Raw genomic sequence first — 23,720 nt, forward strand, 5'->3', positions numbered from 1 at the left:
CCGCTCAGCGGACGCTCGGATCGGCGGCGAGACGGGCGCGGATGGCCTCCGTGAGGCCGCCCTCGAACAGCAGCGCCGAGCCGTAATGGTACTCGATGTCGAAGGCGCGGCGCGAGTTCATGGACAGGGAGGCGCTGTGCAGGGCGAGGAGGCGGCCCTCGGCGTCGAACAGGCCCGAGCCGGAGCCGCCATAGCCGTTGTTGCAATCGTGCCGGACGCGCCGGATCGCGTCCTCGCTCGGCGGGTCGACCCGGTGGATCGTGCAGGGCTCGAGGCTGCTCTGGCCGGGATAGTTCGCGTGGCCGCCGGGCGAGACCATGACCACGGGCACCGGCGCGGACCCGGTCGGCAGGTCGGGCGGGGCCGGCACCGGCTGCGGGCGCACGCCCTCGGCCGGCGCCGCCAGGTCGACCAGCGCCCAGTCGTCCGTGATGTGGAGGGACATCGCCCCCGGCACGGTGCCGAGGCGCAGGGACCCGGGGGCGAAGTCGTAGTTCCGGCCGCCGATCTGGAAGAAGCAGTCGGCGATGTCGCGCGTGGGCTCCAGGTGCCGGCTGCGGAAATTATGGGCGTTCAGGACCACGAGGCGCCGGCTGCCGATCAGCCAGGCGGCCGCCGCCTTCCGGGGGATGCCGTCCGCCCGGCAGTAGAGCACGCCGGCGCCGGGATAGCGGGCGTAGTCCGCCCCCGCCAGTTCGCGCCGGTCGTCCCGCGGATAGAGCGCCGCCCATCGCTGCGGGCCCTCCGCCCGGCCCGCAGCGCTCCAGCCGAGGCCGACGAGCCCGGCACCGGCGAGCGCGAGGCGCAGGAGCGCTGCGCCTCCGCGTCGGGGCCGATTCGCCCGCACCGGTCCGCTGCACCCCTGGCCCAAGCGCCTACTCGTCGGCGTTCTGGTGGACAGAGACGCAGATCTTCACCGCCTGCTCCAGCTTGGTCTCGCGCGGATTGCCGATATTGGCCGTCTCTTCGAGGCAGCGGACGAAGTACTCCCGGTCGAGCTGGGGCGAGAGGCTCGAGAAGGCCTTTCCCATCCGGGTGGCGAAATCGACCCGGTCCGCCGTCGGCGTGCGCGACCAGTTCGCCACCGGATCGTCCAGGGTCAGGCGCGCGGCCTCGGCCGCCGAGGCCACGCCGACAGCACACCACAACAACACACTCAGACGACGGATCATCATCGCAAGTCTCTTTCCAGGATCCCAAGCGTTCCGATGCGTATCACCATCCTTCCACTGGGCTGATCCTGTCAATTCGTGCGCTGAAATTCGGCGCATTGCCAGATCGGGGCCGTCTTTATTCCGAATTTCACCGCACGGATTGCCGATTGATCCCGATAAAAAAATGCCAACTGGCCGCAGACAGCATGAAAGACAAATGCTTCTATGAATAGCCAGCCGATCAGTAATAAAACATTCATAAGAAGCTCTATATCTCAAGATATTCTTATGGATACGGCGGGTTCCTGGGATCAATACAGGAGCTCGTCCTGACCCGGCAAAATCAAAGGCCGTGCCGGACCGAACGGTCGACGGACGCGGCCATCAGGGTAGGAGACGTTGGGATGAACAGGTTTCTGGCTTCGGTCTCGGTGATGGCGCTCGGCGCCCTGGCGCCGATGGGTCTGCCGAGCATCGCCTCCGCGAACGACAAGCTCGTCGAGATGGCGAAGGACGACGCGAACTGGGTGATGCCCGGTAAGAACTACGACTCCGACAATTACAGCCCGCTCAAGCAGATCAACACCAGCAACGTGAAGGACCTGAAGGTGTCCTGGACGTTCTCCACCGGCCTGCTCAACGGCCACGAGGGCGCCCCGGTGGTGGTGGACGGGAAGATGTACGTCCACACCTCCTTCCCCAACAACACCTTCGCGCTCGGCCTCGACGATCCGGGCAGGATCCTCTGGCAGGACAAGCCCAAGCAGAACCCGGCCGCCCGCGCGGTGGCCTGCTGCGATCTCGTGAACCGCGGCCTCGCCTACTGGCCCGGGGACGGCAAGACGCCGGCGCTCATCCTCAAGACGCTGCTCGACGGCAACGTCATGGCGCTCAACGCCGAGACCGGCGAGACCGTCTGGAAGGTCGAGAACTCCGACATCAAGGTCGGCTCGACGCTGACGATCGCGCCCTACGTGGTCAAGGACAAGGTCATCATCGGCTCCTCCGGCGCCGAGCTCGGCGTGCGCGGCTACCTCACCGCCTACGACGTGAAGACCGGCGCTCAGGTCTGGCGCGCCTACGCCACCGGCCCGGACAAGGACCTGCTGCTGGCCGACGACTTCAACATCCGCAACGCCCATTACGGCCAGAAGGGGCTCGGCACCTCCACCTGGGAGGGCGATGCCTGGAAGATCGGCGGCGGCACGAACTGGGGCTGGTACGCCTATGATCCCGGCACCAACCTGATCTACTTCGGCACCGGCAACCCGGCGCCCTGGAACGAGACCATGCGTCCGGGCGACAACAAGTGGACGATGACGATCTTCGGCCGCGACGTCGACACGGGCGAGGCCAAGTTCGGCTACCAGAAGACCCCGCACGACGAGTGGGACTATGCCGGCGTCAACGTGATGATGCTGTCGAACCAGAAGGACAAGGACGGCAAGGACCGCAAGCTCCTGACCCATCCGGACCGCAACGGCATCGTCTACACGCTCGACCGCACGGACGGCTCGCTGGTCTCGGCCAACAAGATCGACGACACCGTCAACGTCTTCAAGTCCGTCGACCTGAAGACCGGCCAGCCGGTGCGCGATCCGGAATACGGCACCCGGATGGACCATCTCGGCAAGGACATCTGTCCCTCGGCGATGGGCTACCACAACCAGGGCCACGATTCCTATGATCCGGAGCGCAAGGCGTTCTTCATGGGCATCAACCACATCTGCATGGATTGGGAGCCCTTCATGCTGCCCTACCGCGCGGGTCAGTTCTTCGTCGGCGCGACGCTGAACATGTATCCGGGTCCGAAGGGCGACCGGCAGAACTACGAGGGCCTCGGCCAGATCAAGAGCTACAACGCCATCACGGGCGCGTTCCAGTGGGAGAAGATGGAGCGCTTCGCGGTCTGGGGCGGCACGACGGCCACCGCCGGCGGGCTGGTCTTCTACGGAACGCTGGACGGCTACATCAAGGCGCGCAGCTCGGACACCGGCGACCTGCTCTGGAAGTTCAAGATGCCCTCCGGCGCCATCGGCTACCCGATCACCTACACCCACAAGGGCGAGCAGTACGTGGCGATCTACTACGGCGTCGGCGGCTGGCCGGGCGTCGGCCTGGTCTTCGACCTGCAGGACCCGACCGCCGGCCTCGGCGCGGTGGGCGCCTTCAAGAAGCTCGCCAACTACACCCAGATGGGCGGCGGCGTGATGGTGTTCTCGCTGGGCGGCAAGGGTCCCTACGACGATCCGAACGTCGGCGAGTACCAGACCGCGGCGGCCAAGTAAGGCTCGGCACCTCGACCCACGGAGGCGTCCCTCTCCCCCTCGCGGGGAGGGGGCAGGGGTGGGGGTGGCCGGGCGGCCCCCGGCCGACCGGGGCACGCGCAGCCGCCTCCACCTCCGACGCCTCCCCGCAGGGGGGAGGAGAGCCACCGCCCGGCTCTCCGAAGACTCCGACCACCAAAGAACAACGGAAACGCCCTCATGTCCTTCGCCAAGGGATGCCTGTCCGTCGCCGCGCTCCTCGCCCTCGGCGGAGCCGCGTTCGCGCAAGGCGACACGAAACAAGCCGGCACGGGAGCCGCGCCCGACGACAGGGTCCTGCGGGTCTGCGCCGCGAACCAGCCCCCGCTCTCGCTCAAGGATGGCAGCGGCCTGGAGAACCGCATCGCCGCCGCCGTCGCCGAAGCGATGGGCCGCACGGCGCAGTTCGTCTGGTCGGACAAGGCGGCGATCTACCTCGTGCGCGACAGCCTCGACAAGAAGCTCTGCGACGTGGTGGTCGGCCTCGACAGCGACGACCAGCGGGTGCTCGCGACGAAGCCGTACTACCGCAGCGGCTACGTGTTCGTCACCCGCGCCGACCGCGACCTCGACGTGAAGTCCTGGACCGATCCGCGCCTCAAGACCGTCGACCACATGGTGGTCGGGTTCGGCACGCCCGGCGAGGTCATGCTGAAGGATATCGGCCGCTACGAGGAGGACATGGCCTACCTCTACTCGCTGGTGAACTTCCGCGCGGCCCGCAACACCTACACGCAGATCGACCCGGCCCGGATGATCAGCGAGGTCGCGACCGGCAAGGCCGATGTGGCGGTCGCCTTCGGCCCGGACGTCGCCCGCTACGTGAAGGACTCGGCCCAGCCCCTGCGCATGACCCTGGTGCCCGACGACACCACCCGCAGCGACGGCCGGAAGATGCCGCAGAGCTTCGACCAGTCCATGGGCGTGCGGCGGGACGATGCCGCCCTGAAGGCCGCCCTCGACGCGGCGATCGTCAAGGCGAAGCCGAAGATCGAGGCGATCCTGAAGCAGGACGGCGTGCCCCTCGTCCCCCTGACGAACTGAGGCGGAGCCCGACGCGGCCTCGCCGAGATCTGCCCCCATCGCCAGCGCCCGGACGGGCCGCTGGTCCAGCCCCGCCCGGCCGGTCAGCCGCCCGGCACCATCAGGTCGATTTCATGCGTGATACCCACGGCTTCCTGGCCATCTGCCTCGGCTTCGCTGCCGTCCTCGGCGGCGTCGCGGCCCTGGCGCAGCCCGCCGCCGGCCCCCAGACCGGCTTCGTCTTCCGCAACACCGTCACGGGCGAGCAGCTCAACGTCGCCGAAGGCAAGGAGGGCGGCCGCGACACCCCGGCGGTGAAGGACTTCTTCCAGACCGGCAAGAACGCCTACATCGACGACAAGTCCTGCCTGCGCAACGGCGAATCCCTCTTCGCCACCTCGTGCTCCGGCTGTCACGGCCACCTCGCCGAGGGCAAGCTCGGGCCGGGGCTCAACGACAATTACTGGACCTATCCGGCCAACACCGAGGACACGGGCCTGTTCGCCACGATCTTCGGGGGCGCCAACGGCATGATGGGCCCGCACAACGAGAACCTGACCCCCGACGAGATGCTCCAGGTCATCGCCTGGATCCGCCACCTCTATACCGGTCCGGTCCAGGATGCCGTCTGGCTCACCGACGCGCAGAAGAAGAACTACACGCCCTACAAGCAGGGCGAGACCTTCCCCAAGGACGTCAAGGGCCAGTGTCCTCCGCTGGCGGAGTGACGTCCGAGGAAGTCACGGCGCCATCCGTGAGCCACCACGGCGCAGAGCCGCAACAACGATCCCCCAACAAGCGATCGAACAAGGAGACGACCATGCGGACATTCATCACGGCCCTGGCGATCGGTGCGGGCGCGCTGCTCGCGGTCCCGGCGCTCGCCTATGACGGCACCAAGTGCAAGGCCGCCGGCAATTGCTGGGAGCCCAAGCCCGGCTTCCCCGAGAAGATCGCGGGCACGAAGTACGATCCGAAGCACGACCCGAAGGAGCTCAACAAGCAGTCCGAATCGATCAAGGCGATGGAGGAGCGCAACAAGAAGCGCATCGAGGCCGCCAAGAAGACCGGCAAGTTCGAGTACGACGTCACCAAGCTGTCCTCGAACTGATCCCGCCCGCCCGTCCGAGCGAGATCGGCGGCTGCTCCCCCCAGGGCGGCCTTCGAGACGACCGCGATCCGGCTGGGCGACCTCCAGGCGCTCCCGCCTCGGTCGCGGTCGTTCCCCTCAAGGCCCATCCATGATGAACCAGATCCGCTCCGGCGACGCGATGCTCACCGACTGGCGCGAGGCGGCCGGCCGCTTCGAGGCGACGGTGGGCGCTGCCGTGCTCGGACAGGCCCGCGCGATCCGGCTCCTGACCATCGCGCTCTTCGCCCGCGGCCACGTGCTGCTCGAGGGCGATGTCGGCGTCGGCAAGACGACGCTGCTGCGCGCCGTGGCCCGGGCCGTCGGGGGCGCCTATGCCCGCGTCGAGGGCACCGTCGACATGATGCCCACCGATCTCGTCTACCACACCTATCTCGCCGAGGACGGCCGCCCCCGGGTCGAGCCGGGTCCGGTCCTGCGGCGATCCGAGGACCTGTCGATCTTCTTCTTTAACGAGATCAACCGGGCCCGGCCCCAGGTCCACGCGCTGCTCCTGCGCCTGATGGCCGAGCGCACGCTCACGGCTTTCAATCGGGAGTACCGGTTTCCCAACCTCCAGGTCTTCGCCGACCGCAACCGCGTGGAGCGCGAGGAGACCTTCGAACTCCCGGCGGCCGCCCGGGACCGCTTCCTCATGGAGATCGGGCTCGAGGCCCCCCGGGATGCCGAGGTCCGCCGCGCCCTGATCTTCGATCCGCGCTTCCACGACACCGACGCGCTGATCGCCGGCCTCGACGGCGGCGTCCTGGACCATGCCGCCCTCCCGGGCATCGCCGCGGCGATCCAGCACGGCATCCAGGCGAGCCCGGCGATCGAGGCCTACGTGATCGGGCTCTGGGAAGCGCTGGTGCGGCCGGGAGCGGCCGGCATCCGCCTGCCCGGCCTCGACATGGAGGCCCTGGTCCAGGGCGGGGCCTCCCCCCGCGGCGTCGCCTTCCTGGTCCGCGCCGCCCGCGTCCGCGCCTGGCTGGAGGGCCGCGACTGGATGGTGCCGGAGGACGTCCGGGCGGTCTTCCCCGAGGTCATGGCCCACCGGGTCTTCCTGGAGCCGGTCTACGAACTGCGCCGGGCTGCCATCATGCCCGACCTCTGCCGGGCCGTGTTCGAGACCGTGGCGGCGCCGTGATGGAAACGGCGCCGCCCGACATCGTCTACCGCCCGCGCGGGCGCCTGCCCGGCACCCGTCCCGGCGCCCACCGGGGCCGCGAGGCCGGCGGCCTCGGCACCTTTCGCGATCAGGTGCCGTTCCTGCGGATGCCGGATGCCCGGCGCATCGACGTGCGCGCGACCCTGCGCGACCCCTTCGAGGGCACCGTCGTGCGGCGCTTCGAGGCGCGGACCCCGCTCGAGGTCTGGGCGCTCCTCGACCTTTCCGCCTCCATGCGCTTTGCCGGCGAGGCCGACCGCATGGCCCTGGCCTCCGCCTTCTGCGTCGGCCTCGCCGCCTCGGCCACCCGGATCGGCGATGCCTTCGGGCTGATCGGATGCGACGAGGCGTTGCGGGAGGACGTGTTCCTGGCGCCCAGCCGCGCCCCGGCCCGGGCCGCGGAGGTGGCGCGGCGCCTCGCGGGCACCGCCTGCACCGGCCACGGCGCCGCCGGCATGGTGGCGGCGACCCGCCGCCTCGCCGGCCGGCCGAAGATCGTGTTCCTCCTCTCCGATTTCCGCTGGCCGGAGGCGCTGATCACCGAGGTCTTCGCCGCCTTGGGCCGGCACGACCTCGTTCCGGTGCTTCTCGGCGACGCCGCCGAGGCGGAGGGCCTGCCGGACTGGGGCCTCCTCGAACTCGACGATCTCGAAGGCGCCGGGCGCCGGCTGGTCTTCATGCGACCCGCCCTGCGCCGGCGCTGGATCGCCCGCGAAGCCGCCCGGATCGCGACCCTGCGGCGCCTCGCGACGGCCCATGGCCGCCCGCCCTTCCGCCTCGCCGGCCGCTTCGATCCCGACGCGGTCAGTCGCCACCTCCTCGGCGCCTGAGGCGGATCATGCGCATTCGCTTCCTCGCCTTGCTCCTCGCCGGCCTCGTCCTGTCCGGCCCGGCCGGGGCCCAGGTCCGCTCCGTCGAGGTCCGTACGCCGCGCCCGTTCGGCTACTTCCTCGGGGACCTGGTCCAAGCCGAAATCGACCTCGTGGTCGAGCCGGGATTCCGGCTCCAGGCCGCGTCGCTGCCGAAGCCGGGGGCGCTCACCTACTGGCTCGACCTGCGCGACCTCGACGCGACCGCGTCGGTACACGGCGACGCCCAGCGCCTGCGCCTCGGCCTCACCTACCAGACCTTCTACGCCGCCCTCGATGCCCGCGCCCTGGAGATCCCGGGCTTCAGCGTCACCTTCGTGAGCGAGAGCGATCACGGTGCCACGACCGTCAAGGCCGAAGTGCCGGCCTGGTCGTTCAACGTCTCGCCCCTGCGGGAGGTCCAGCCGCCCCGCCGGGACGACCCGCGCGATTACATGCGTCCCGACGGGCAGGTCGGCCCCGGCGATCCGCGGCCCCTGCTCCTCGGCGCCGCCGGCTCCGCCAGCCTCGCCCTCCTGGCCTTGGCGGGTCTCGCCCGGGACCGGACCTGGTGGCCGTTCCGGGCCCGGCGCGGCCGTCCGTTCGGCCGCGCGGCCCGCCGCATCCGCGTCCTGGAGCGCCGGCCGGACCCGGTTCTCCATTACCGCGACGCGCTGCTGGCACTCCACCACGCCCTGGACACGGCGGGGGAACGCCGTCTGCTCGCCGACGATCTCGGTGATTTCCTGACGACACACCCGGTCTACGCGGACGAGGGGCCGGATCTCGCCCGGTTCTTCGAGGCGTCCCGCCGGACCTTCTTCGGACCCGGACCGGAGGCCGGCCTCGGCGTGCTCGGCCCGGCCGACCTCGCCGCCCTCGCACGGCGCCTCGCCCGCGCGGAGCGCACCGCATGATCGATGCGCTCGCCCGCCTCTCCGCCGACCGTCCGGCCCTGCTCTGGCTCCTGCCCCTCGCCCTACTGCCGCTCCTGACCTCTGCCCAGCGCAGGGTCCCCGTGGCCGCCATCGCGGCGGTCCCGGCCGACGGCCCGTCGCGGGCGATCGGTGTCCTCGTGCGCGGCGCCGGGATCGTCGCCATCGCGGGTCTGATCCTCGCCCTGGCCGGCCCCTACCGTCGGGGCGAGACCCTGACGCGGACCGGAATCGGGGCCCAGGTCTCGATCCTGATCGACCGCTCGGGCAGCATGAACGAGACCTTCGCCGGGCGGCAGCCCTCCGGCATCGAGGAATCGAAGGCCGCCGCCTCCCGCCGGCTGCTCGCCGCCTTCGTGGGAAGCCGGGCGCACGACCAGTTCGCCGTCACGGCCTTCTCGACGGCACCCATGCTGGTGGTCCCCATGACCGACCGGCACGCGGCGGTCCGGGCCGCCATCGCGGCCATCGACAGGCCAGGCCTCGACTACACCAACATCGCGCGCGGCCTCGCCATGGGCCTGTCCCAGTTCGGACCCGCGAGCCCCGCCACCTCCCGCGCCCTCCTCCTGGTCTCGGACGGAGCGGCCGTGATCGATCCGCGCGTGCAGGATACCCTGCGCGCCGCCTTCGCCCGCCTGCATCCGAACCTGTACTGGCTGTTCCTGCGCACGAAGGGCTCGCCCTCCATCGCCGATCGTCCGGCGGGCGAGGACACCCCGCAGGCGGCCCCCGAACGTCACCTCGACCTGTTTTTCAAGAGCCTGCGGACGCCCTACCGCGCTTTCGAGGCCGAGGGAGCGGAGGCGGTGGCGGAGGCGATCGCCCAGATCGAGCGGCTGGAGCGCGACCCGATCCCCTATACCGAGCAGCGCCCGCGCCGTGATCTTGCGGGATTCGCCTACGCCGCCAGCCTGGTCGGGCTGGTCGTCCTCGTCGCGGCCAAGCTCGGGGAGGCGGATCTGCGCCGGAGCGGCCTACCGGCCGCGCAGTCCCTGGCCATTGCATCCGCCCCGGCGAGGCGCGCCGCATGACGACGGCCATGCATCTGCCCGAGCGCGCAGCGCCACACCAGCACGCCGACCGCCTGCGGACGCGTCGCACGGGCTTGAGCGGGGTATGGCGGCGGACCCGGCCGTGCCTCCTCGCCCTGTTGCCGGTCTTGCTTCTCATCGCTGCCCTGGGCTGTGCCTATGGTGCCTGGCGGATCGCCCGCGACAACGCCACGATTCGGGCTCTCGCGGCGGGCCAGGACCTCGCGGTTCCGGTCGGGGCCGCCCCGCCTCTTCTCCTCGCGCGCGTTCAACATCTTGCCCGGCGCGGTGCCGTGGAGGCGATCGAGCCGTTGATCGCGGCTCTGGATGGGCAGGGCGCACGCGACCGGGCCGCTCGTGCCCGTTTCGCCCTGGCCAACGCCCACCTGCGTCAGGCCTTCGATCATCTGGAGCGCGGCGATCTCGACCCGGCCGGACCCCGCATCACCCTGGCGCGCCAGGAGTACCGGCGGGCGCTCCAGGGCCGTCCGGATTTCTGGGACGCCAAGTTCAACCTCGATGTCGCCTCGCGCCTGCTGCGCGACTTCCCCGAGTTCGAGCGCAAGTCCGGCAATGCCCTGGCTGCGGAGCCGAAGAAGATCTGGACCGACATTCCTGGCCAGCCGCGGGGCGAGCCGTGACCCTGGCCGGATTGGTCCTGCGGAACCTGTCGGACGGACGCCTGCGCCTCCTCGCCGGAGCTCTCGTGCTGGTGGCGATGGCCCTCGTGGCGCGTCCGTTTCCGTTCGCCCGCCACGGCGTCGCGATCCTGGCGATCGTCGACATCACGGGCAGCATGAACGTCCGCGACTATGTCGGTGCCGACGGGATGCCTGCGAGCCGTCTCGACACCGCGAAGGCGGCGCTCCGCGACCTCGTCGCCGGACTGCCCTGCGGATCGCAGGTGGCGCTGGGCCTCTTCACGGAGCGACGGCCCTTCCTCCTGTTCACCCCCATCGAGACGTGTTCCGGCTTCGCGCCCATCGACGGGGCGCTGGCGGCCCTTGACTGGCGCATGGCCTGGGAAGGCGACAGCCGGATCTCCGCCGGCCTGTTCCGCAGCCTCGCCATGGCAGAGGAACTCGGAACCGATCTTGTGTTCATCACCGACGGGCAGGAGGCGCCGCCCCTGCCGAGCCGCGGTGGACCGGCCTTCGACGGCAGGCCTGGTGCCGTGCGAGGCCTCATCGTGGGAGCCGGGGCACCTAGTCTCTCGCCGATCCCACGCTACGACGACCGGGGACGCGAGACCGGCTTCTATGGGGCCGGCGACGTCCAGCAGGAGAACCGCTTCGGGCCGCCCCCGGCCGATGCCGAGCACCGCGAGGGCTACAACCCGCGCAACGCGCCCTTCGGAGCCGCCGCCGCCAGCGGCACCGAGCACCTGTCCTCGGTTCGCGAAGCCTACCTGCGAACACTCGCCGGCGAGACCGGCCTCACCTACGCGCCCCTCGATGGCTCGACCGGGCTCGGTGCGGCGCTCATGGCCGCCGCGACGCCACGTCCGGTTCCGGGCCGCTTCGACCCGCGTCCCGTTCTCGGCGCGGCCGCGCTGCTGCTCCTGCTCGCAACCTTCCTCGCACCCCTGCTCCGCACGCGTGGAATCCCGACTTGGAAAAAGGCCTGATCGATGCGCCTCCGCGTTCCCATCCTCGTCCTGACCCTCCTCTCCGGGACGGCCCTCGCCCATGGACCGACCCCGCAGAAGGTCGACCAGAGCATCGTCATCGCCGCCAAACCCGATGCCGTCTGGAAGGTGGTCGGCGAATTCGCGGGCATCGGGTCCTGGCACCCGGATGTCGCCGGGAGCGAGGGCCGCGGCGGCAACCGGTCCGGCGGCCAGCGCACGGTCACGCTCAAGGCGGGCGGCACCCTGCACGAAGGGCTCGACGAGATGAACGCCGCCGGGCGGAGCTATTCGTACCGCCTGTCCGACCCCGACCTGAAGGCACTGCCGGTCTCGTCCTACTCGGCGACCCTGACGGTGTCCCCTGAGGGCGACGGCTCCAGGGTCGAGTGGCTCGGGCGGTTCTACCGGGGCGATACCGGGAACGAGCCGCCGGAGGATCTCAGCGACGAGGCCGGGCGCACCGCCATGAACCGCTACTTCGCGGATGGTCTGCAGGGCTTGAAGGCGACGGTCGAAGGGAAGGCCGCCCCATGATCGGAGGTCGGATCCCGGCGTCCTTCGTCCTCGCCACGCTGGCCGGTCTCGCCGCCAGCGCCGGCGAAGCGCAGACCATCTACGTGGCGAGCCAGGGCGCCGGGACCCTGGTCGCGTTGGCTCCGGGCGCGACGTCGGGCGCTGCGCCCCTCGCGGTCGGACGCAGCCCCGCCCAAGCCGCGGCCGGTCCCGAAGGGAGCCTCTACCTCACCCACCCCGATACGGGGCGGATCACGGTCGTCGACGGGGCCGGCGGATCGATCCGGCAGACCTATTCCGTGCCCGGTCAGCCCTTTGGCATCGCGGTTTCTCCCGACGGTGTGCATCTCTTTGTCGGGGATTGGGCGGGCCACCGGGTGATGCGCTTGTCCGCCAGGACCGGCGCATTCGAGGGGGCGGTGGCAGTCGGCCGCGAGCCGGCCGGCCTCGTCCTGGGCCGTGATGGAACGCTCTACGTGGCCGACCGGGAGAGCCGGCAGGTCAGCGTTGTCGACACCCGGGCCATGGCGTGCGTGAACACCATTCCGGTGGGTGAGGGGCCCTTCGCCCTGGCGCTGAACTCCGCCCAGGACCGTCTCTACATCGCGAACGTGCGCAGCGGCGACGTGAGCGTCATCGACACGATCGCTCGCCGGGTCGTCGCTACTTTCGCGGTGGGTGGAATGCCCTACGGGGTCGCCGTGAGTCCGGACGGCGCCCGGATCTTCGTCACCGACCAGCGCGCCGGTACCCTCGTCGTCCTCGGTGCGGCCGACGGGGCCCTGCGCGCGACCGTGCCGGTCGGCCGCTACCCGGAAGGCGTCGCTGTCACCGCGCAACAGGCCTACGTCGCGAACTGGTTCTCGGATTCCGTCTCCGTCATCGATCTCGCAAGCCTGCGCGAGACGGCACGCATCGCTGTGCCAGAAGGCCCGCGCAGCCTCGCGATCATGACCGAGGATGATCGATGAGGCTCCGCACCACGCCGGCGCTCGCGCTCCTTCTGGTTCTGGGGGCCTGCGATGGCGGCGAACCCGTACAGGAAACGGCAGTCGTGGCAACGAAGTCGGATGCGGAGGCCCCGATCTGGCTATCGCCGACGGACGGGATGGAGCCGGCGGTTTGGCTTGCTCGGCGCGAACCGGGACAGCCCCTGGCGGACACCGCCATGCGGAGCGATCACCTGCGCCACAGCCTCTCCCGGGCGAAGGAGACGTTCATCGAAGATCCGCGCATGATCGCCAACCGAACGGTACAGCTCGGACAGATGCTGGCCGAGGCCGGTGAGCCCGAGAGCTACACCGACCTGCTCGAGGGCCTCGAAGGCGCGGCATCGCCGACACATCGCAAGCAGCTCTACGGCGAGCTGTGCCAGCACTACTACAACAGCCGGCAACAGGGGCTGGATCGGTCGCAGGCCCTCGCACGCCTCACCGAACGATATGCCGCGCAGCCTGCCGCGCCGGATGTCGCCCGATGACATCCGGCGCGGCGAGCATCCTCATCGCGGACGACCATCCCGTGATCCTGAGAGGATTCCGGACCCTCATGGAGGATGCCGGCATGACGACGATCCACGAGGCAACCACCATCGTCGAGGCCTATCGGGCCTTCTACCGACAACGCCCGGGAATGGTCGTCGCCGATCTCACCTTCGGCGATCAGGGCTTGACGGGTCTGTCCCTGATCCGCCGCATCCGGACCCTGGAGCGCAGAACCCGGATCCTCGCGTTCAGCATGCACGATGATCCCACGATCATCGCGCGTGCTCTTGAGAACGGAGCGATCGGCTATGTGCTCAAGGATGCCCCGGCTACGGAGTTCCTCCGGGCCTTCGACCAAGTCCGCCGCGGAAAAAGCTACCTCGATCACGACATCGCCCTCCGTGTGGCTATGCTAAACGCGACCGCCGAACGGTCGTCGGCATCGGATCTTTCGGAGCGGGAACTCCAGGTGCTATCGCTCATCAAGGACGGAAACTCCTATCAGGCGATCGCCGAAAAACTGTCGATGAAGTATAAGACCGTCGTAAACGTTATTTCAGCCATTCGACGAAAATCAGGGTCTCGGAGTTTTGCCGAACTGGTAAATTTTTCGATGTATATAAAGATTTGATTTATTTTCCAATACTTAATACCTTGAATGACCTATTATCATATCACTGACTGGCACATCGCATTCGTCCGCCAATCTTGGACGGCATATTCCGGCAGCCGCGACTTGGATGATGTCTTCCGGCGTTTGGGCTGAGAGATGTGCTCGTCGATGTATCTCGACCTCACCTCACCGAACCCACAGACCGAACCGTCGGACTTGCTCGGCTCGGGAAGGGAACCATGCTTTCGAAGACTATGCTATGTGCTTCGATTTCCGAATGATCGCCGCGGACTCTGGAATCGACAGCACGTAGCAAGAACAAACAACGCATAAGGATTTGTTCATTTTAATATAACCGCCGAGATGATGGATCATCTTTCGCGTGTCGAGGGTTCAAATCCCTCCCTCGCCAGCACGAAGCCCACCCGGTCCGTGACTGGGCGGCCTGGATTCGTCGATGCGATGCACGGCCGGACAGGTTCCACTCAGCGACGTTTCGCGTCGGCGCCGAGGTGGGGCGACAGGACGAGCATGAGCGGCACGACGGCGAGGGCCGTCGCGGCGGCGGCCAGCATCGCGGTGCGGGGGCCGGCGGCGTCGCCCAGGCGGCCGTAGAGCAGGGGGGCCGCGAGGGCGCTGCCGCCCAGGGTCCAGGTGTAGAAGACCGCGAAGGCCTTCGCGACCTGGCCGCCCGGCGCGAGTTCCGGCACCGTCCCGTAGAGCACCGAGGAGGTTCCGTTCAACATGAGGCCGACCACCGGCAGGAGCGCCAGAACGGGCACCAGCGGGAGCGCGATCACGGCGAGGATCGCCAGCGCCGTGCCGGTCTCGGTCAGGATCACGGTCCGCGTCACGCCGAAGCGCTCGCCGAACCGCCCGCAGACGGCCTTGCCGAGCGCCCCTCCGATGAAGACGGCCGAGAGGGCGAAGCCCACCGTGGTCAGGCCGGCGCCCTTTTCCTGGAGCAGGAAGGGCAGGTAGAGCAGGAAGGCCGGGCGTGCAGCGTTGTCGAGAAGGCCGATGGTCACGAGCAGGCGGAAGCCGGCGCTTCCGGTACTATCGGGACCGGCGGCGCACCGCGACCGATCCGGCACCTCGTCCCGTGACGCGGGATCACGCGGCAGCATGCGCCGGAGTCCGATGGCCACCACGACGCCGAGGGCGGCGATCAGCCAGAGCGCCGTGCGCCAGTCCGTCAGCGTCAGCAGGAGCCCGACGAGGGGCGGCACGCTGGCCTTTCCGAGATCGCCCGTGAAGTTGTAGGTGCCGAGCGGTCCGCGCGCCGAGCCGCCATAGGCGCGGGCGATCACCGCGGAGGCCAGGGGATGCTGGGTGCTGCTGCCGATGCCGCCGAGTGTGAGGGCGATGCAGAGGCCGGCCAGGCTTCCGGAGAAGCCGGCCAGCGCGTAGCCGCCAGCGCTGATCAGGGTCCCCAAGATGAGCACCGTCCGGGCACCGAAGCGCTCCGCCAGCCTGGCCGCCGGCATCTGCAGGGCGGCGAGCGCGCCGTTGTAGAGGCTGCGCAGCAGGGCAAGGGCGGCGTAGCCGAGGGCGAACTCCGCCTGCCAGACCGGCAGGAGCACGTAGATCAGGTCCGTGTAGCCGTCGTGCAGGGCGTGGTTGAGGCCGACGGCGGCCAGGGTCCGCCGTGCCTCCGGACGGAGCAGAGCATCGACGGCGGAGACGCTTGAGGACGCGGTCGGATCCTGCGTGGGCGGCATGTGCGAACGACCCTGTTTTGCCGACGCAGGATCGCCCGCTCGTCCGCGGCTGACAAACGCCTTATGCTGACGCTCGCGTGAGGAAACCTGACCCGTGCTGCGCCGCCTGCCGCCCCTGAACGCGCTGAAGGCCTTCGAGGCCGCCGGGCGCCATGCCAGCTTCACCCGGGCCGCCGAGGAGTTGCGCGTGACCCACGGGGCCGTGAGCCGTCACGTCCAGGCGCTGGAGGCCTGGCTCGGCCAACCACTGTTCGAGCGCCACAACCGGCGCGTGGTCCTGACGGAGGCGGGGGCAAGCTACCTCGCCGAGATCGGCGCCGCCCTCGACCGAATCGCCCTCGCGACGACGCGCCAGCTGGAGCGCGGACGGCCGCGCCTGCTGCACGTGAACGCCCTGGCGACCTTCACCCTGCGCTGGCTGATCCCTCGGCTCTCCGCCTTCCAGCGCGCCAACCCTGCCGTGGAAGTGCGGCTGACCACGTCGAACGTGCCCCTGGCGAACCTGGCCGAGCCCTTCGACGTCGCCATCCGGGGCGGTCCCGACCTGCGGCCCGGCCATATCGGGCGGCCCTTCCTGTCGGAGCGCCGGCTGCCCGTCTGTAGTCCCGCCCTTCTGCGGCGGCTCCCCCTGACGGAGGCCGGGCAGATTCGGGACCACACGCTGCTGCACGCGGCGACGCTGCCCCAGGTCTGGCCGCAATGGCTCGAGGCCGCCGGCGTCCCCGGCCTGGTGCCGCGGGCTTCGGTGACGCTGGAGCATTTCTACCTCACGCTCCAGGCCGCCCTGGACGGTCTCGGCGTGGCGATGGGGCCGGAGCGGCTGATCGCCGACGACATCGCCGCCGGTCGGCTGACCTGCCCCTTCGCCGGTCCGTCCCTGCCGGCGCGGAGCTACTTCACCTACGTGCCGGAGACGCGCGCCGACGATCCCTCCGTGCGGGCGTTCTGCGCCTGGCTCGTCGCGGCGGCTGGTCCGTGAGGTACGGGGCCTGCCTCCCGGCGGGATCCGACCGCTCGTCTCAGCGGGCGGTCGGAGACGGGGCCGGCTTCGTGGCGGACAGGGCGGCGGCCTTTCCGGCGGCCGCGTAGAGATTCAGGCGGGCATAGATGCCGAAGGCCGATCCGTCGTCCAGGAATCCGCCGCCCGGACCCTGCGTCTCGGTCAGGATCGCGTTGGCCTCCGCGAGGCTGAGCGCCGGGAAGGCGGCGGTGAGCAGGTGCCCGGCCTCCGGGGCGACCCGGCCGACATCCTCGACTGTCCCCACCCGCTCGGGATGCACCACGGGCAGGCCGTAGGTCTGGGTCGCGTCGTAGAGGGCCGCGTTGGCGGCGGCATCGCGGAAGCGGCCGGTATCGGCACCCGCGCAGGCGGCGACGGTGTCGCCGCATTCCGCCTTCAGGAAGGTGGTCAGGTCGGTGCGGGCAGCCTCGAGGGCTGCGCGGTAATCGGTGACGGCCACGGCCGTGTTGGTCGAGCGGCTCATCTCGTTGACCACGGCCGGGTTGCGGCGGATCTGACCGACATAGGCCGGGTCGTTGGCGAGGAGATGGGCGACCGCGTGCAGGGCGACAGCCCGTCCGCCCAGCACGTCCATGGCATAGTGCGCCCCGAGAATGATGCGGTTGGTGCCGTACTCGGCCGCGCGCGCGATCATCTGCTGGTAGCGCTCCGGCACCAGGATCGCGAGCACCACGGACTCGGTGTAGCCGTAGGTGGTGTGGCCGCTCGGATAGGAGGGACTGTCGGTCAGGTTCTGCCGTGGGCCTCGAAGCCAGTCCAGGCTGTGGGACGGCCGGCCGAAGTAATCCGTGCCCCGATAGGCGAACAGGCTCGGCAGGGTCTGGAAGGGGCGCGCATTGCCGAAGAGGTCGCCTCCCGGCGTGCCGGCCGGCCGGTCGTAGGCCTTGCCGAACACGTCCACCGTGCCGCCGCGCTCCGTCAGGATGTTGGCAGCGGTCTCCGAGACCGGCGCCTTGCCGTTGGTGGTGGCGTTGGCGAAGAAGTACTTGCCGGCGTTCGAGTCGGACTTGGCGACGTTGTTGGTGTAGCCGAGGAGGTCGGCGACGGACTGCGCCACGTTGGTGAAGGTCTCGTCGACGGCGTAGCGGACCTTGGCCTGGTACACGCCGCCGAGCCTGCTGCCGAGGCCGTCGGCGAGTTCCGTCGCATTGCCGTCGGTGATGAACGCGTCGCGCAGGGCGAGCTGGCGCTGCTCGGCCAGCGGCAGGAGGAGTGGCGTCTTGGTGGTCCCGGACTGAATCGCTCCGGTGACGGCCAAGTTGGCGTCGAGGGCCGCCCGCCCCGCCTCGCTCCCCCGCAGGATGCTGACGGGTGCGAGTCCGCCCAGCGCCGTGAGGTTCGGGGCCGACTGCGCGACGGCGGGAAGGGGCGCCATCAGGCACAGGGCCGTCGTCCAGGTCCTCAGCGTCTTCGCCATGGCATCGCCTCCGCTGCTCGCCGTCGCTTCGTTGCCGTTCAGTAGGACCATTGCGTGACATCGCGGCGTCAGGCGCGCGCGGCCGTCGACCGCTCAGGCCGAACGGCCAGGGCCGGCCGACGAGTCCCGATCCGCGTCGAGCTGAAGCATCAACTCGGCCAGACGCGGGTCGAGGGGCTCGTCGATGACAGGCTCGTAGAGGGCTTGCAGCTGGCGGCCGAGACGAAGCCGGGCGGCCTCGTTCAGGGTCGGCAGAGATATCTCCTCGGGACGGCGATGCCGTTCATGCTCAAGATCGCTGGCCATGAGCCTCATGTGGCGGACGAACGGTTGCCGGCAATGGGCGAACCCGTCCTTGACCACACCCTTTCGCGCCGCGCCCCGGCCGGAACCCTCCGCACCCGGCCCCGGTTGGCCGCTCACGACAACCGGAGGATCAATCCATGAAGACCCGTCTCGCCTGTACCGTCAGCCTCGGTCTCGGCCTCGCTCTCGGCCCCATGGCCCTCGCGGGCACGGCTGAAGCCAAGGGCTGCATCAAGGGCGCCATCGTCGGCGGCGCCGCCGGGCACATGGCCGGGCATGGGAAGATGGGCGCCGCCGCCGGCTGCGCGGTCGGGCACAGCAAGGCGAACAAGAAGAATCAGCAGCCGGGCGGCGGCCAGCAGGCACCGCAACAGAACTGACGCGCGGGGCCGGGCACCCGCCCCACCGGGCCTGGACAGGAACCGGAGGAGCCGAAGAGGCTTCTCCGGCATTTACCGCGGCGTTTCGCAAGACTTGGTCCCTAACAAGATCTGGCATTCCACAAGACTTGGGACTGGCGCTTCACAGAGCGACGGAAGTCCGGGAACATCGCTTCCGAAATACGGGTTCCCGGTGACGTGCCCTAAGCCGCGCGCCGCTGCCCGGGTGCACCCCCTTCGCCTGGAGCACCCCGATGCATCGTCGCGATTTCATCTTCAGCATGCTGACCGCCACCGCGGCCCTCGCCGTCACCCGCACGGCGGTCGCGCAGCCGACGCCGGCCGGCACCATCCCGACGCCGGTCTACCTCAACATGGCGACCAAAGGCGGCCTGTTCCTGGAGAACACGGCGCGGGACGCCTTCGACAAGACCAGCAATCCGCGCGTGAAGAAGTTCTCCCGGGCCGAGGTGGTCGAGCAGGTGACCCTCTCGCGGAAGCTCGCGCCCTATACCGGTGGCATGGCGGCCGCGGCGGCCGACACGCCTCCCGGCCCCGGCGGCCTGATCGGCGGTCTCGTGGCGGCGCCCCTCGCGGTCGCCGGCGGCGTGGCCGGGGCGACGGTGGGTGCGGTGGGGGGCGCCCTCGGCGCGCCCCCGCCCGGCGGCATGACATCGGACGAGCAGAAGGCGCAGATCCTGGCGCAGCTGTCCGGGCTGCAGCCCGGCCCGCGATATGACGCCGCCTTCGTCAACGCCTCGCTGCAGGGACACCAGGAGGCCTACGCGATCCACGGCTCCTACGCGGAGACCGGGGAAGATCCTCAGCTCCGCCGCATCGCCCGCGGCGCCATTCCGCTCATCCGGCTTCACATCTCCCAGCTCACCAAGATGCAGGGCATGATGGGCGGTCGGGCCGGCTGAGGCTGACACCATTCGGGCGCGGCGGCCGTCACGAGGACCGATCGCGCCCCTCTCAAGACCACCGAGGCCCACGAGCCCGGATCCGCCTCAAGGATCCGTGCAGCAGGACCGGTTAAAGTCCGACGATGCGCTACTCACCGGCGGCCGGCCTACTCCTCTTCGCCTCGCTCTACGCTTCCGCGGCGTCGGCGGGCCCCCTCGATACCTTGATGGGCCTGCCCGACGCGCCGGGCGTGGTGGCCGGAGGGTCCTTCGGCCCGAACGGGAACGACTATTTCGGCGACATGCGCCTGCGGCGCCCGAGTCCTCGGCCACTCGCGGACCGGTACGCCCGAGTCAGGCCGCGGCCCGCCAAGACCGACAGGCCGCGCCCGAAATCCTGAGGCGGCACGGAACCGGACATCAAGAAACCCGCCGCGGCCGGAGCCGGGCGGGTGAGGTGTTCGCCTTGGGAGGAAAGCGTCCCTCTTCCTACCGGCTCCCCGCGGTAAGACCACTTCGTTTGGCGCGGGTCTGGTATGCCAGAACCGTGCGGAACACCCCGTCCTGCCTCCGCCCATTCGATCCGGCGAACAGGAACGCCCGCGCATCGACAACCCTGCCGTCGGAGCCACCGGGACGGAGAGAGGCGAACTCGGTCGTTCGGCACCGTCACGGTCCATCGCGCACCCTTCACCGTGCCAGGAAGGCGGCCGTTCGCCGGCCGCGGCAACGCCCCAGATCCGTGTCGCTCTCGAGGGAGCGACCTCCGGGCTGTCTGCCTCGTGCGAGCCATCGGTGGCGATCGCCGCCCCTGATTGATCCCGCGATGGAGCGTCGCGTGAAACCAGTCCGATCCGAATTGCGGCGATCAGGTCCGTGGCGAGGTCTGGAACTTGCCTCCCGGTGACCGAACCGGTTCTTGACCGGTCGTTCACAAGATCTCGATCCGTAATCCGAAGTCTGTGCTCAAACTTGGATCGAGCGCAGACCCGCAACCCGATGCCCCTCCACAGTCAAAAAAGTACGTAGATGTTATCAAAAGTGAAGCCTAACTTACTTCTTAAGTAACGGGTTGTAATCAATTGGCCAGCGTTGTAACTGAGCGAATTATCGTGTCGGCTGTCTTCGAATCTCGGGATCGCCAGCGAGTCGGGCCCACGTGAATGATCGCAAGGGGGAGACCACGCTATGTCACTCGCCGCAATCGAACCGGGCGCTTCCGTTGCGAGCAGTGAAGAGTCGACTGTCGTCGTCATCGACCCCCGGATCCTATTCAGAGAAAGTCTGATCTCCCAGATCCAGAAGAATGCCGGCGCTCCTCAGGTCCTGGGCTTCTGCACCGTCGAGCTCTGGCAGAAGGTGGCCAAGGAGCGCCCGCCGGCCTCGGCCATCGTCATCGCGGCGACCCACCGCAGCATCGCGCAGATGGAGGGCGAGTTGGATAGGCTCGCCACGGCCAGCCCCGGCGTCCCGGTCATCCTGCTGTCGGAGATCGAGGAATACCACCAGGTCACGGAAGCGATGCGGCGCGGCCTGAGCGGCTTCATCCCGATGACGAGTTCCGTGAAGGTCGCCCAGAGCGCGATCGCGCTGGTGCTGGCGGGCGGCTGCTTCGTTCCGTCCGGTATCCTCTGCACGCCCCCCACGCGCCCGGCCGCGGAGGCGCGCGGACGCGGGTCGATCCGGTTGACCGAGCGTGAGGCGGCCGTGCTCAGCGTCCTGCAGATCGGCAAGCCGAACAAGTTGATCGCCTACGAACTCAACATGTGCACCAACACGGTGAAGGTGCATGTGCGCAACATCATGAAGAAGCTCCAGGCCAAGAACCGCACCGAGCTCGCCTATCTGGTCAACACCAATGGCGTGGTGTCCTGGGCGCCCCAGCTCGGCGGGGCCTGGTTCCACGCGCGTCCCTCCGCCGAGCCCGCGAGCGCCGCGCAGCCACCCGCCCCGCCGCAGACCTCCTGACGCGGGGCCGGGCACCGCCTCGCCCGCATCCGGGTTCCGATCGCCGGCGCATCCGGAGGTTCGAGCCCGTTTTTGGAGGGCCGCGGCTGCGTCTGGAGCTCCGGGCGGAGGCCATTCAGGCCGATGCGGTCGTTCCCCGCAAGGCGTGCTCCGCGGCGAGGAAGGCCTCGACCTCGGCGGGCATCGGCTGCGCCTCGGCCGCGATGCCGATCGCCGCGAGCAGGGTCCGCATCGGTACGTAGCTGCGCCGCCGACGATCATAGAGCCCCGCCTGCACCAGGGCGATGGCCGCGACCGTGCCGGTCTTCCGGATCACCAAGCGGTGCTCGATGACGAAGCGGGTTTCGTCCCAATGCGCCAGCCGGGTCTCCAGGTCGAAGGCCTGAAACGGCCGGAGCTCGCGGCGGAACCGGATCTGGCCAGCGCTCACCACCGGGGTCCAGCGTCGGCGCAGCACCGAGCGCCACAGGCCGGAGGCGAGCATGAGATCGGCCCGGCCGAGATCCATCAGGGTCCAGTAGCGCCCGTTGTTCATGTGCAGCGACGTGTCGAGGTCGTGGGGCCAGACCCGGAAGCCGAGGCGGGAGACTCCGAGGGGCAAGGCGAGTCGCGGCCGCCGCCACGCGGTCGCGACGAGCCAGAGGAGACGCAGCCAGAGGTTCATGGGGGTCCTGGATCGAGGCTATCGGCACATCCGGATTGGCAGAACCCCGGCGCCGACGCCAGCCTCCGGCACCGCCGGGAACCGACCCGTCGAAGCGGGATCGCTCAATGGGCGCCACCGCGTGGGCGCCGCTTCGACGCAACCGGGGCGGGCTCGGACACTCCGCCGACGCCTATTCTCGGCCCTTGGACAGCTGTTTCGCAACATCGCGCTCCGGAGCATCCATGCGTCATCGCCGGTCTGGTCACAGCCTCGCCGCGTTCTTCGCGACGCTCGCTCTCGCCGCACGAGCGGGCGCCGCCCTCGCCATCGACGGCGGTGCCCCGGCCGGCCCGGTGGTCTGGGGCGTCGCTAGCGCGGTCCTGACCTCGCGCGCCCCGTGCGGGCCGGTGGTGATGGTCGCCCCGGCGCTCCCGAACCCGTAGGTGGCCGGCCCTCGGGAGCCGCTCCGGGCCGAAAGCCGTCGCCGGGCTGGTCCATCGCGCTCTTCGGCGCTGTAGGCTCGCCGGGGCCTTCGGCGCGACGCGCGCCGGTCGGGGCCGGTGAGAGGGATGGACATGCTGGCCCCGACGCTCCTGCGGCGCCTCGATCCGACGACGCTGCGCCTGTTCGTGGCGATGTGCGAGGACGGCACCCTGACCCAGGCGGCCCGGCGTGCGGCGATCGCCCCATCCGCCGTCAGCAAGCGCCTGGTCGAGCTGGAGCAGAGCCTGGGCGTCCAGCTGATGACGCGCCAGGCCCGGGGCATGGTCATGACTCCGGCCGGCGAGACCCTGCTCCATCACGCCCGGCGCATGCTGCACGACGTCGAGCAGATCGTGGTGGAACTCGCCGAGCACGCCAAGGGCGTCCGGGGCATCGTGCGGATGTTCGCCAACCTGTCGGCCATCGTGCAATTCCTTCCCGAGGACCTGCGCGCCTTCCTGGCGCGCCAGGAGACCATCAAGATCAGCCTGGAGGAGCGCCCGAGCGGCGGCGTGGTGGCCGGCGTCGAGGCGGGTCTGGCCGAGCTCGGCATCTGCTCGGGGAGCATTCCGGCCCGGGATCTGCACAGCGTGCTCTACCGCCGCGACAGCCTCGTCGTCGTCATGCGGCCCGACCACCCCCTGGCGGATCGCCCCGCGCTCGCCTTCCGCGAGACCCTCGACCACGACTTCGTCGGGCTCCACGCCGAGAGCTCGATCTATGCCAGCGTGCGCGGCGAGGCCCAGAGCATCGGCCGTCCCTTGCGCCTGCGAGTCCACGTGCCGGGCTTCGATGCGGTCCTGCGCATGGCCCAGGCCGATATGGGACTCGGCGTGGTGCCGCTCGGGGTCTTCGCCCTCCTCGGAAAGCCCATGGACCTCGCCGCGATCCCCCTCACCGACCCCTGGGCGCAGCGCGAGCTGCGCATCGTCACCCGTCCCGGCGCGCTCTCCCCGGCGGCGAGTCTCCTCGTCGCCAGCCTCACCGCCGACGCGGCCTGAAACCCGCGGCCGTTCTCCGGACGCGAACGGTCATG

At 69.7% G+C, this 23,720-nt stretch carries 27 protein-coding genes; 21 read left to right on the forward strand and 6 right to left on the reverse strand.

Going from position 1 to position 23,720, the window contains the following annotated elements; genetic code table 11:
- Window positions 1-4 precede the first annotated feature (4 nt).
- Window positions 5-871 carry a trypsin-like peptidase domain-containing protein gene (locus ASF49_RS22520; RefSeq protein WP_082511482.1) on the reverse strand — a complete coding sequence of 289 codons (867 nt, stop codon included), beginning with the start codon at window positions 869-871 and terminating at the stop codon, window positions 5-7.
- 4 nt (window positions 872-875) lie between these two features.
- Window positions 876-1,175, reverse strand: coding sequence for a hypothetical protein (locus ASF49_RS22525; protein ID WP_243214745.1), 300 nt, complete (start codon window positions 1,173-1,175; stop codon window positions 876-878).
- A gap of 383 nt (window positions 1,176-1,558) precedes the next feature.
- Between ASF49_RS22525 and ASF49_RS22530 the strand changes: the two genes are divergently transcribed.
- From ASF49_RS22530 to ASF49_RS22595, 14 genes are all read left to right on the forward strand, one after another.
- A complete protein-coding gene (locus ASF49_RS22530; RefSeq protein WP_056478102.1) occupies window positions 1,559-3,442 on the forward strand; it encodes a methanol/ethanol family PQQ-dependent dehydrogenase in 1,884 nt (627 codons plus the stop codon).
- Window positions 3,443-3,640: 198 nt separating this feature from the next.
- Window positions 3,641-4,504 (forward strand): methanol oxidation system protein MoxJ, encoded by an 864-nt coding sequence (gene moxJ / locus ASF49_RS22535; protein ID WP_056478105.1) that lies wholly within the window; start codon window positions 3,641-3,643, stop codon window positions 4,502-4,504.
- A gap of 113 nt (window positions 4,505-4,617) precedes the next feature.
- A complete protein-coding gene (moxG, locus tag ASF49_RS22540; RefSeq protein WP_056478107.1) occupies window positions 4,618-5,211 on the forward strand; it encodes a cytochrome c(L), periplasmic in 594 nt (197 codons plus the stop codon).
- Between the two features lie 92 nt (window positions 5,212-5,303).
- Window positions 5,304-5,594, forward strand: coding sequence for a methanol dehydrogenase [cytochrome c] subunit (locus ASF49_RS22545; RefSeq protein ID WP_056478109.1), 291 nt, complete (start codon window positions 5,304-5,306; stop codon window positions 5,592-5,594).
- A gap of 133 nt (window positions 5,595-5,727) precedes the next feature.
- Window positions 5,728-6,759 (forward strand): AAA family ATPase, encoded by a 1,032-nt coding sequence (locus ASF49_RS22550; RefSeq protein WP_056478211.1) that lies wholly within the window; start codon window positions 5,728-5,730, stop codon window positions 6,757-6,759.
- Window positions 6,759-7,610: a DUF58 domain-containing protein gene (locus ASF49_RS22555; RefSeq protein WP_056478111.1), complete on the forward strand. Its 852-nt coding sequence runs from the start codon at window positions 6,759-6,761 to the stop codon at window positions 7,608-7,610. The genes ASF49_RS22550 and ASF49_RS22555 overlap by 1 nt, the downstream gene beginning before the upstream one ends.
- 8 nt (window positions 7,611-7,618) lie before the next feature.
- Window positions 7,619-8,545 carry a hypothetical protein gene (locus ASF49_RS22560; RefSeq protein WP_056478113.1) on the forward strand — a complete coding sequence of 309 codons (927 nt, stop codon included), beginning with the start codon at window positions 7,619-7,621 and terminating at the stop codon, window positions 8,543-8,545.
- On the forward strand, window positions 8,542-9,597 hold the full coding sequence (locus ASF49_RS22565; protein ID WP_056478115.1) for a vWA domain-containing protein: 1,056 nt from the start codon (window positions 8,542-8,544) through the stop codon (window positions 9,595-9,597). The genes ASF49_RS22560 and ASF49_RS22565 overlap by 4 nt, the downstream gene beginning before the upstream one ends.
- Complete coding sequence (locus ASF49_RS22570; protein WP_244472842.1) at window positions 9,594-10,238, forward strand: MxaK protein; 645 nt, start codon at window positions 9,594-9,596, stop codon at window positions 10,236-10,238. The genes ASF49_RS22565 and ASF49_RS22570 overlap by 4 nt, the downstream gene beginning before the upstream one ends.
- On the forward strand, window positions 10,235-11,224 hold the full coding sequence (locus tag ASF49_RS22575) for a vWA domain-containing protein (protein WP_056478117.1): 990 nt from the start codon (window positions 10,235-10,237) through the stop codon (window positions 11,222-11,224). Before ASF49_RS22570 ends, ASF49_RS22575 begins: the two co-directional genes overlap by 4 nt.
- 3 nt (window positions 11,225-11,227) lie before the next feature.
- The gene (locus ASF49_RS22580; RefSeq protein ID WP_056478119.1) at window positions 11,228-11,761 is read left to right on the forward strand and encodes an SRPBCC family protein; all 534 of its coding nucleotides are present in this window, start codon (window positions 11,228-11,230) and stop codon (window positions 11,759-11,761) included.
- Window positions 11,758-12,711, forward strand: a complete 954-nt coding sequence (locus ASF49_RS22585; protein WP_056478121.1) for a YncE family protein — start codon at window positions 11,758-11,760, stop codon at window positions 12,709-12,711. The genes ASF49_RS22580 and ASF49_RS22585 overlap by 4 nt, the downstream gene beginning before the upstream one ends.
- Window positions 12,708-13,220, forward strand: coding sequence for a hypothetical protein (locus ASF49_RS22590; protein ID WP_056478123.1), 513 nt, complete (start codon window positions 12,708-12,710; stop codon window positions 13,218-13,220). Before ASF49_RS22585 ends, ASF49_RS22590 begins: the two co-directional genes overlap by 4 nt.
- On the forward strand, window positions 13,217-13,855 hold the full coding sequence (locus ASF49_RS22595) for a response regulator transcription factor (protein ID WP_056478125.1): 639 nt from the start codon (window positions 13,217-13,219) through the stop codon (window positions 13,853-13,855). The genes ASF49_RS22590 and ASF49_RS22595 overlap by 4 nt, the downstream gene beginning before the upstream one ends.
- A 467-nt stretch (window positions 13,856-14,322) precedes the next feature.
- Here ASF49_RS22595 and ASF49_RS22600 read toward each other — a convergent pair whose 3' ends face one another.
- Window positions 14,323-15,558, reverse strand: coding sequence for an MFS transporter (locus ASF49_RS22600; protein WP_056478126.1), 1,236 nt, complete (start codon window positions 15,556-15,558; stop codon window positions 14,323-14,325).
- A 94-nt stretch (window positions 15,559-15,652) separates the two neighbouring features.
- Between ASF49_RS22600 and gcvA the strand changes: the two genes are divergently transcribed.
- Window positions 15,653-16,537 carry a transcriptional regulator GcvA gene (gcvA, locus tag ASF49_RS22605; RefSeq protein ID WP_056478128.1) on the forward strand — a complete coding sequence of 295 codons (885 nt, stop codon included), beginning with the start codon at window positions 15,653-15,655 and terminating at the stop codon, window positions 16,535-16,537.
- Between the two features lie 40 nt (window positions 16,538-16,577).
- Here gcvA and ASF49_RS22610 read toward each other — a convergent pair whose 3' ends face one another.
- Both ASF49_RS22610 and ASF49_RS22615 read right to left on the reverse strand, forming a co-directional pair.
- Window positions 16,578-17,996, reverse strand: coding sequence for a phosphatase PAP2 family protein (locus tag ASF49_RS22610; RefSeq protein WP_056478215.1), 1,419 nt, complete (start codon window positions 17,994-17,996; stop codon window positions 16,578-16,580).
- Window positions 17,997-18,089: 93 nt separating this feature from the next.
- On the reverse strand, window positions 18,090-18,359 hold the full coding sequence (locus ASF49_RS22615; RefSeq protein ID WP_244472843.1) for a hypothetical protein: 270 nt from the start codon (window positions 18,357-18,359) through the stop codon (window positions 18,090-18,092).
- Between the two features lie 80 nt (window positions 18,360-18,439).
- Between ASF49_RS22615 and ASF49_RS22620 the strand changes: the two genes are divergently transcribed.
- The 4 genes from ASF49_RS22620 to ASF49_RS22635 all read left to right on the forward strand — a co-directional run bounded on the left by ASF49_RS22620 (window position 18,440) and on the right by ASF49_RS22635 (window position 21,555).
- A complete protein-coding gene (locus tag ASF49_RS22620; protein ID WP_056478130.1) occupies window positions 18,440-18,682 on the forward strand; it encodes a hypothetical protein in 243 nt (80 codons plus the stop codon).
- A 254-nt stretch (window positions 18,683-18,936) separates the two neighbouring features.
- Window positions 18,937-19,605, forward strand: coding sequence for a DUF4142 domain-containing protein (locus tag ASF49_RS22625; RefSeq protein WP_056478133.1), 669 nt, complete (start codon window positions 18,937-18,939; stop codon window positions 19,603-19,605).
- Window positions 19,606-19,730: 125 nt separating this feature from the next.
- Window positions 19,731-19,988: a hypothetical protein gene (locus ASF49_RS24115; RefSeq protein ID WP_056478135.1), complete on the forward strand. Its 258-nt coding sequence runs from the start codon at window positions 19,731-19,733 to the stop codon at window positions 19,986-19,988.
- A 787-nt stretch (window positions 19,989-20,775) separates the two neighbouring features.
- Window positions 20,776-21,555, forward strand: coding sequence for a response regulator transcription factor (locus ASF49_RS22635; protein WP_056478136.1), 780 nt, complete (start codon window positions 20,776-20,778; stop codon window positions 21,553-21,555).
- A 115-nt stretch (window positions 21,556-21,670) separates the two neighbouring features.
- On the opposite strand, the gene ASF49_RS22640 is transcribed toward ASF49_RS22635, so the two are convergent.
- Window positions 21,671-22,219, reverse strand: coding sequence for a thioesterase family protein (locus tag ASF49_RS22640; RefSeq protein WP_056478138.1), 549 nt, complete (start codon window positions 22,217-22,219; stop codon window positions 21,671-21,673).
- A gap of 224 nt (window positions 22,220-22,443) precedes the next feature.
- Here ASF49_RS22640 and ASF49_RS22645 point away from each other — a divergent pair, with 224 nt between their 5' ends.
- Window positions 22,444-22,644: a hypothetical protein gene (locus ASF49_RS22645; RefSeq protein WP_056478140.1), complete on the forward strand. Its 201-nt coding sequence runs from the start codon at window positions 22,444-22,446 to the stop codon at window positions 22,642-22,644.
- A 132-nt stretch (window positions 22,645-22,776) separates the two neighbouring features.
- A complete protein-coding gene (locus ASF49_RS22650) occupies window positions 22,777-23,685 on the forward strand; it encodes a LysR substrate-binding domain-containing protein (RefSeq protein ID WP_056478219.1) in 909 nt (302 codons plus the stop codon).
- Window positions 23,686-23,720: the final 35 nt, after the last annotated feature.

The organism is Methylobacterium sp. Leaf104 (genome assembly GCF_001422885.1).
Classification (GTDB): Bacteria; Pseudomonadota; Alphaproteobacteria; order Rhizobiales; family Beijerinckiaceae; genus Methylobacterium.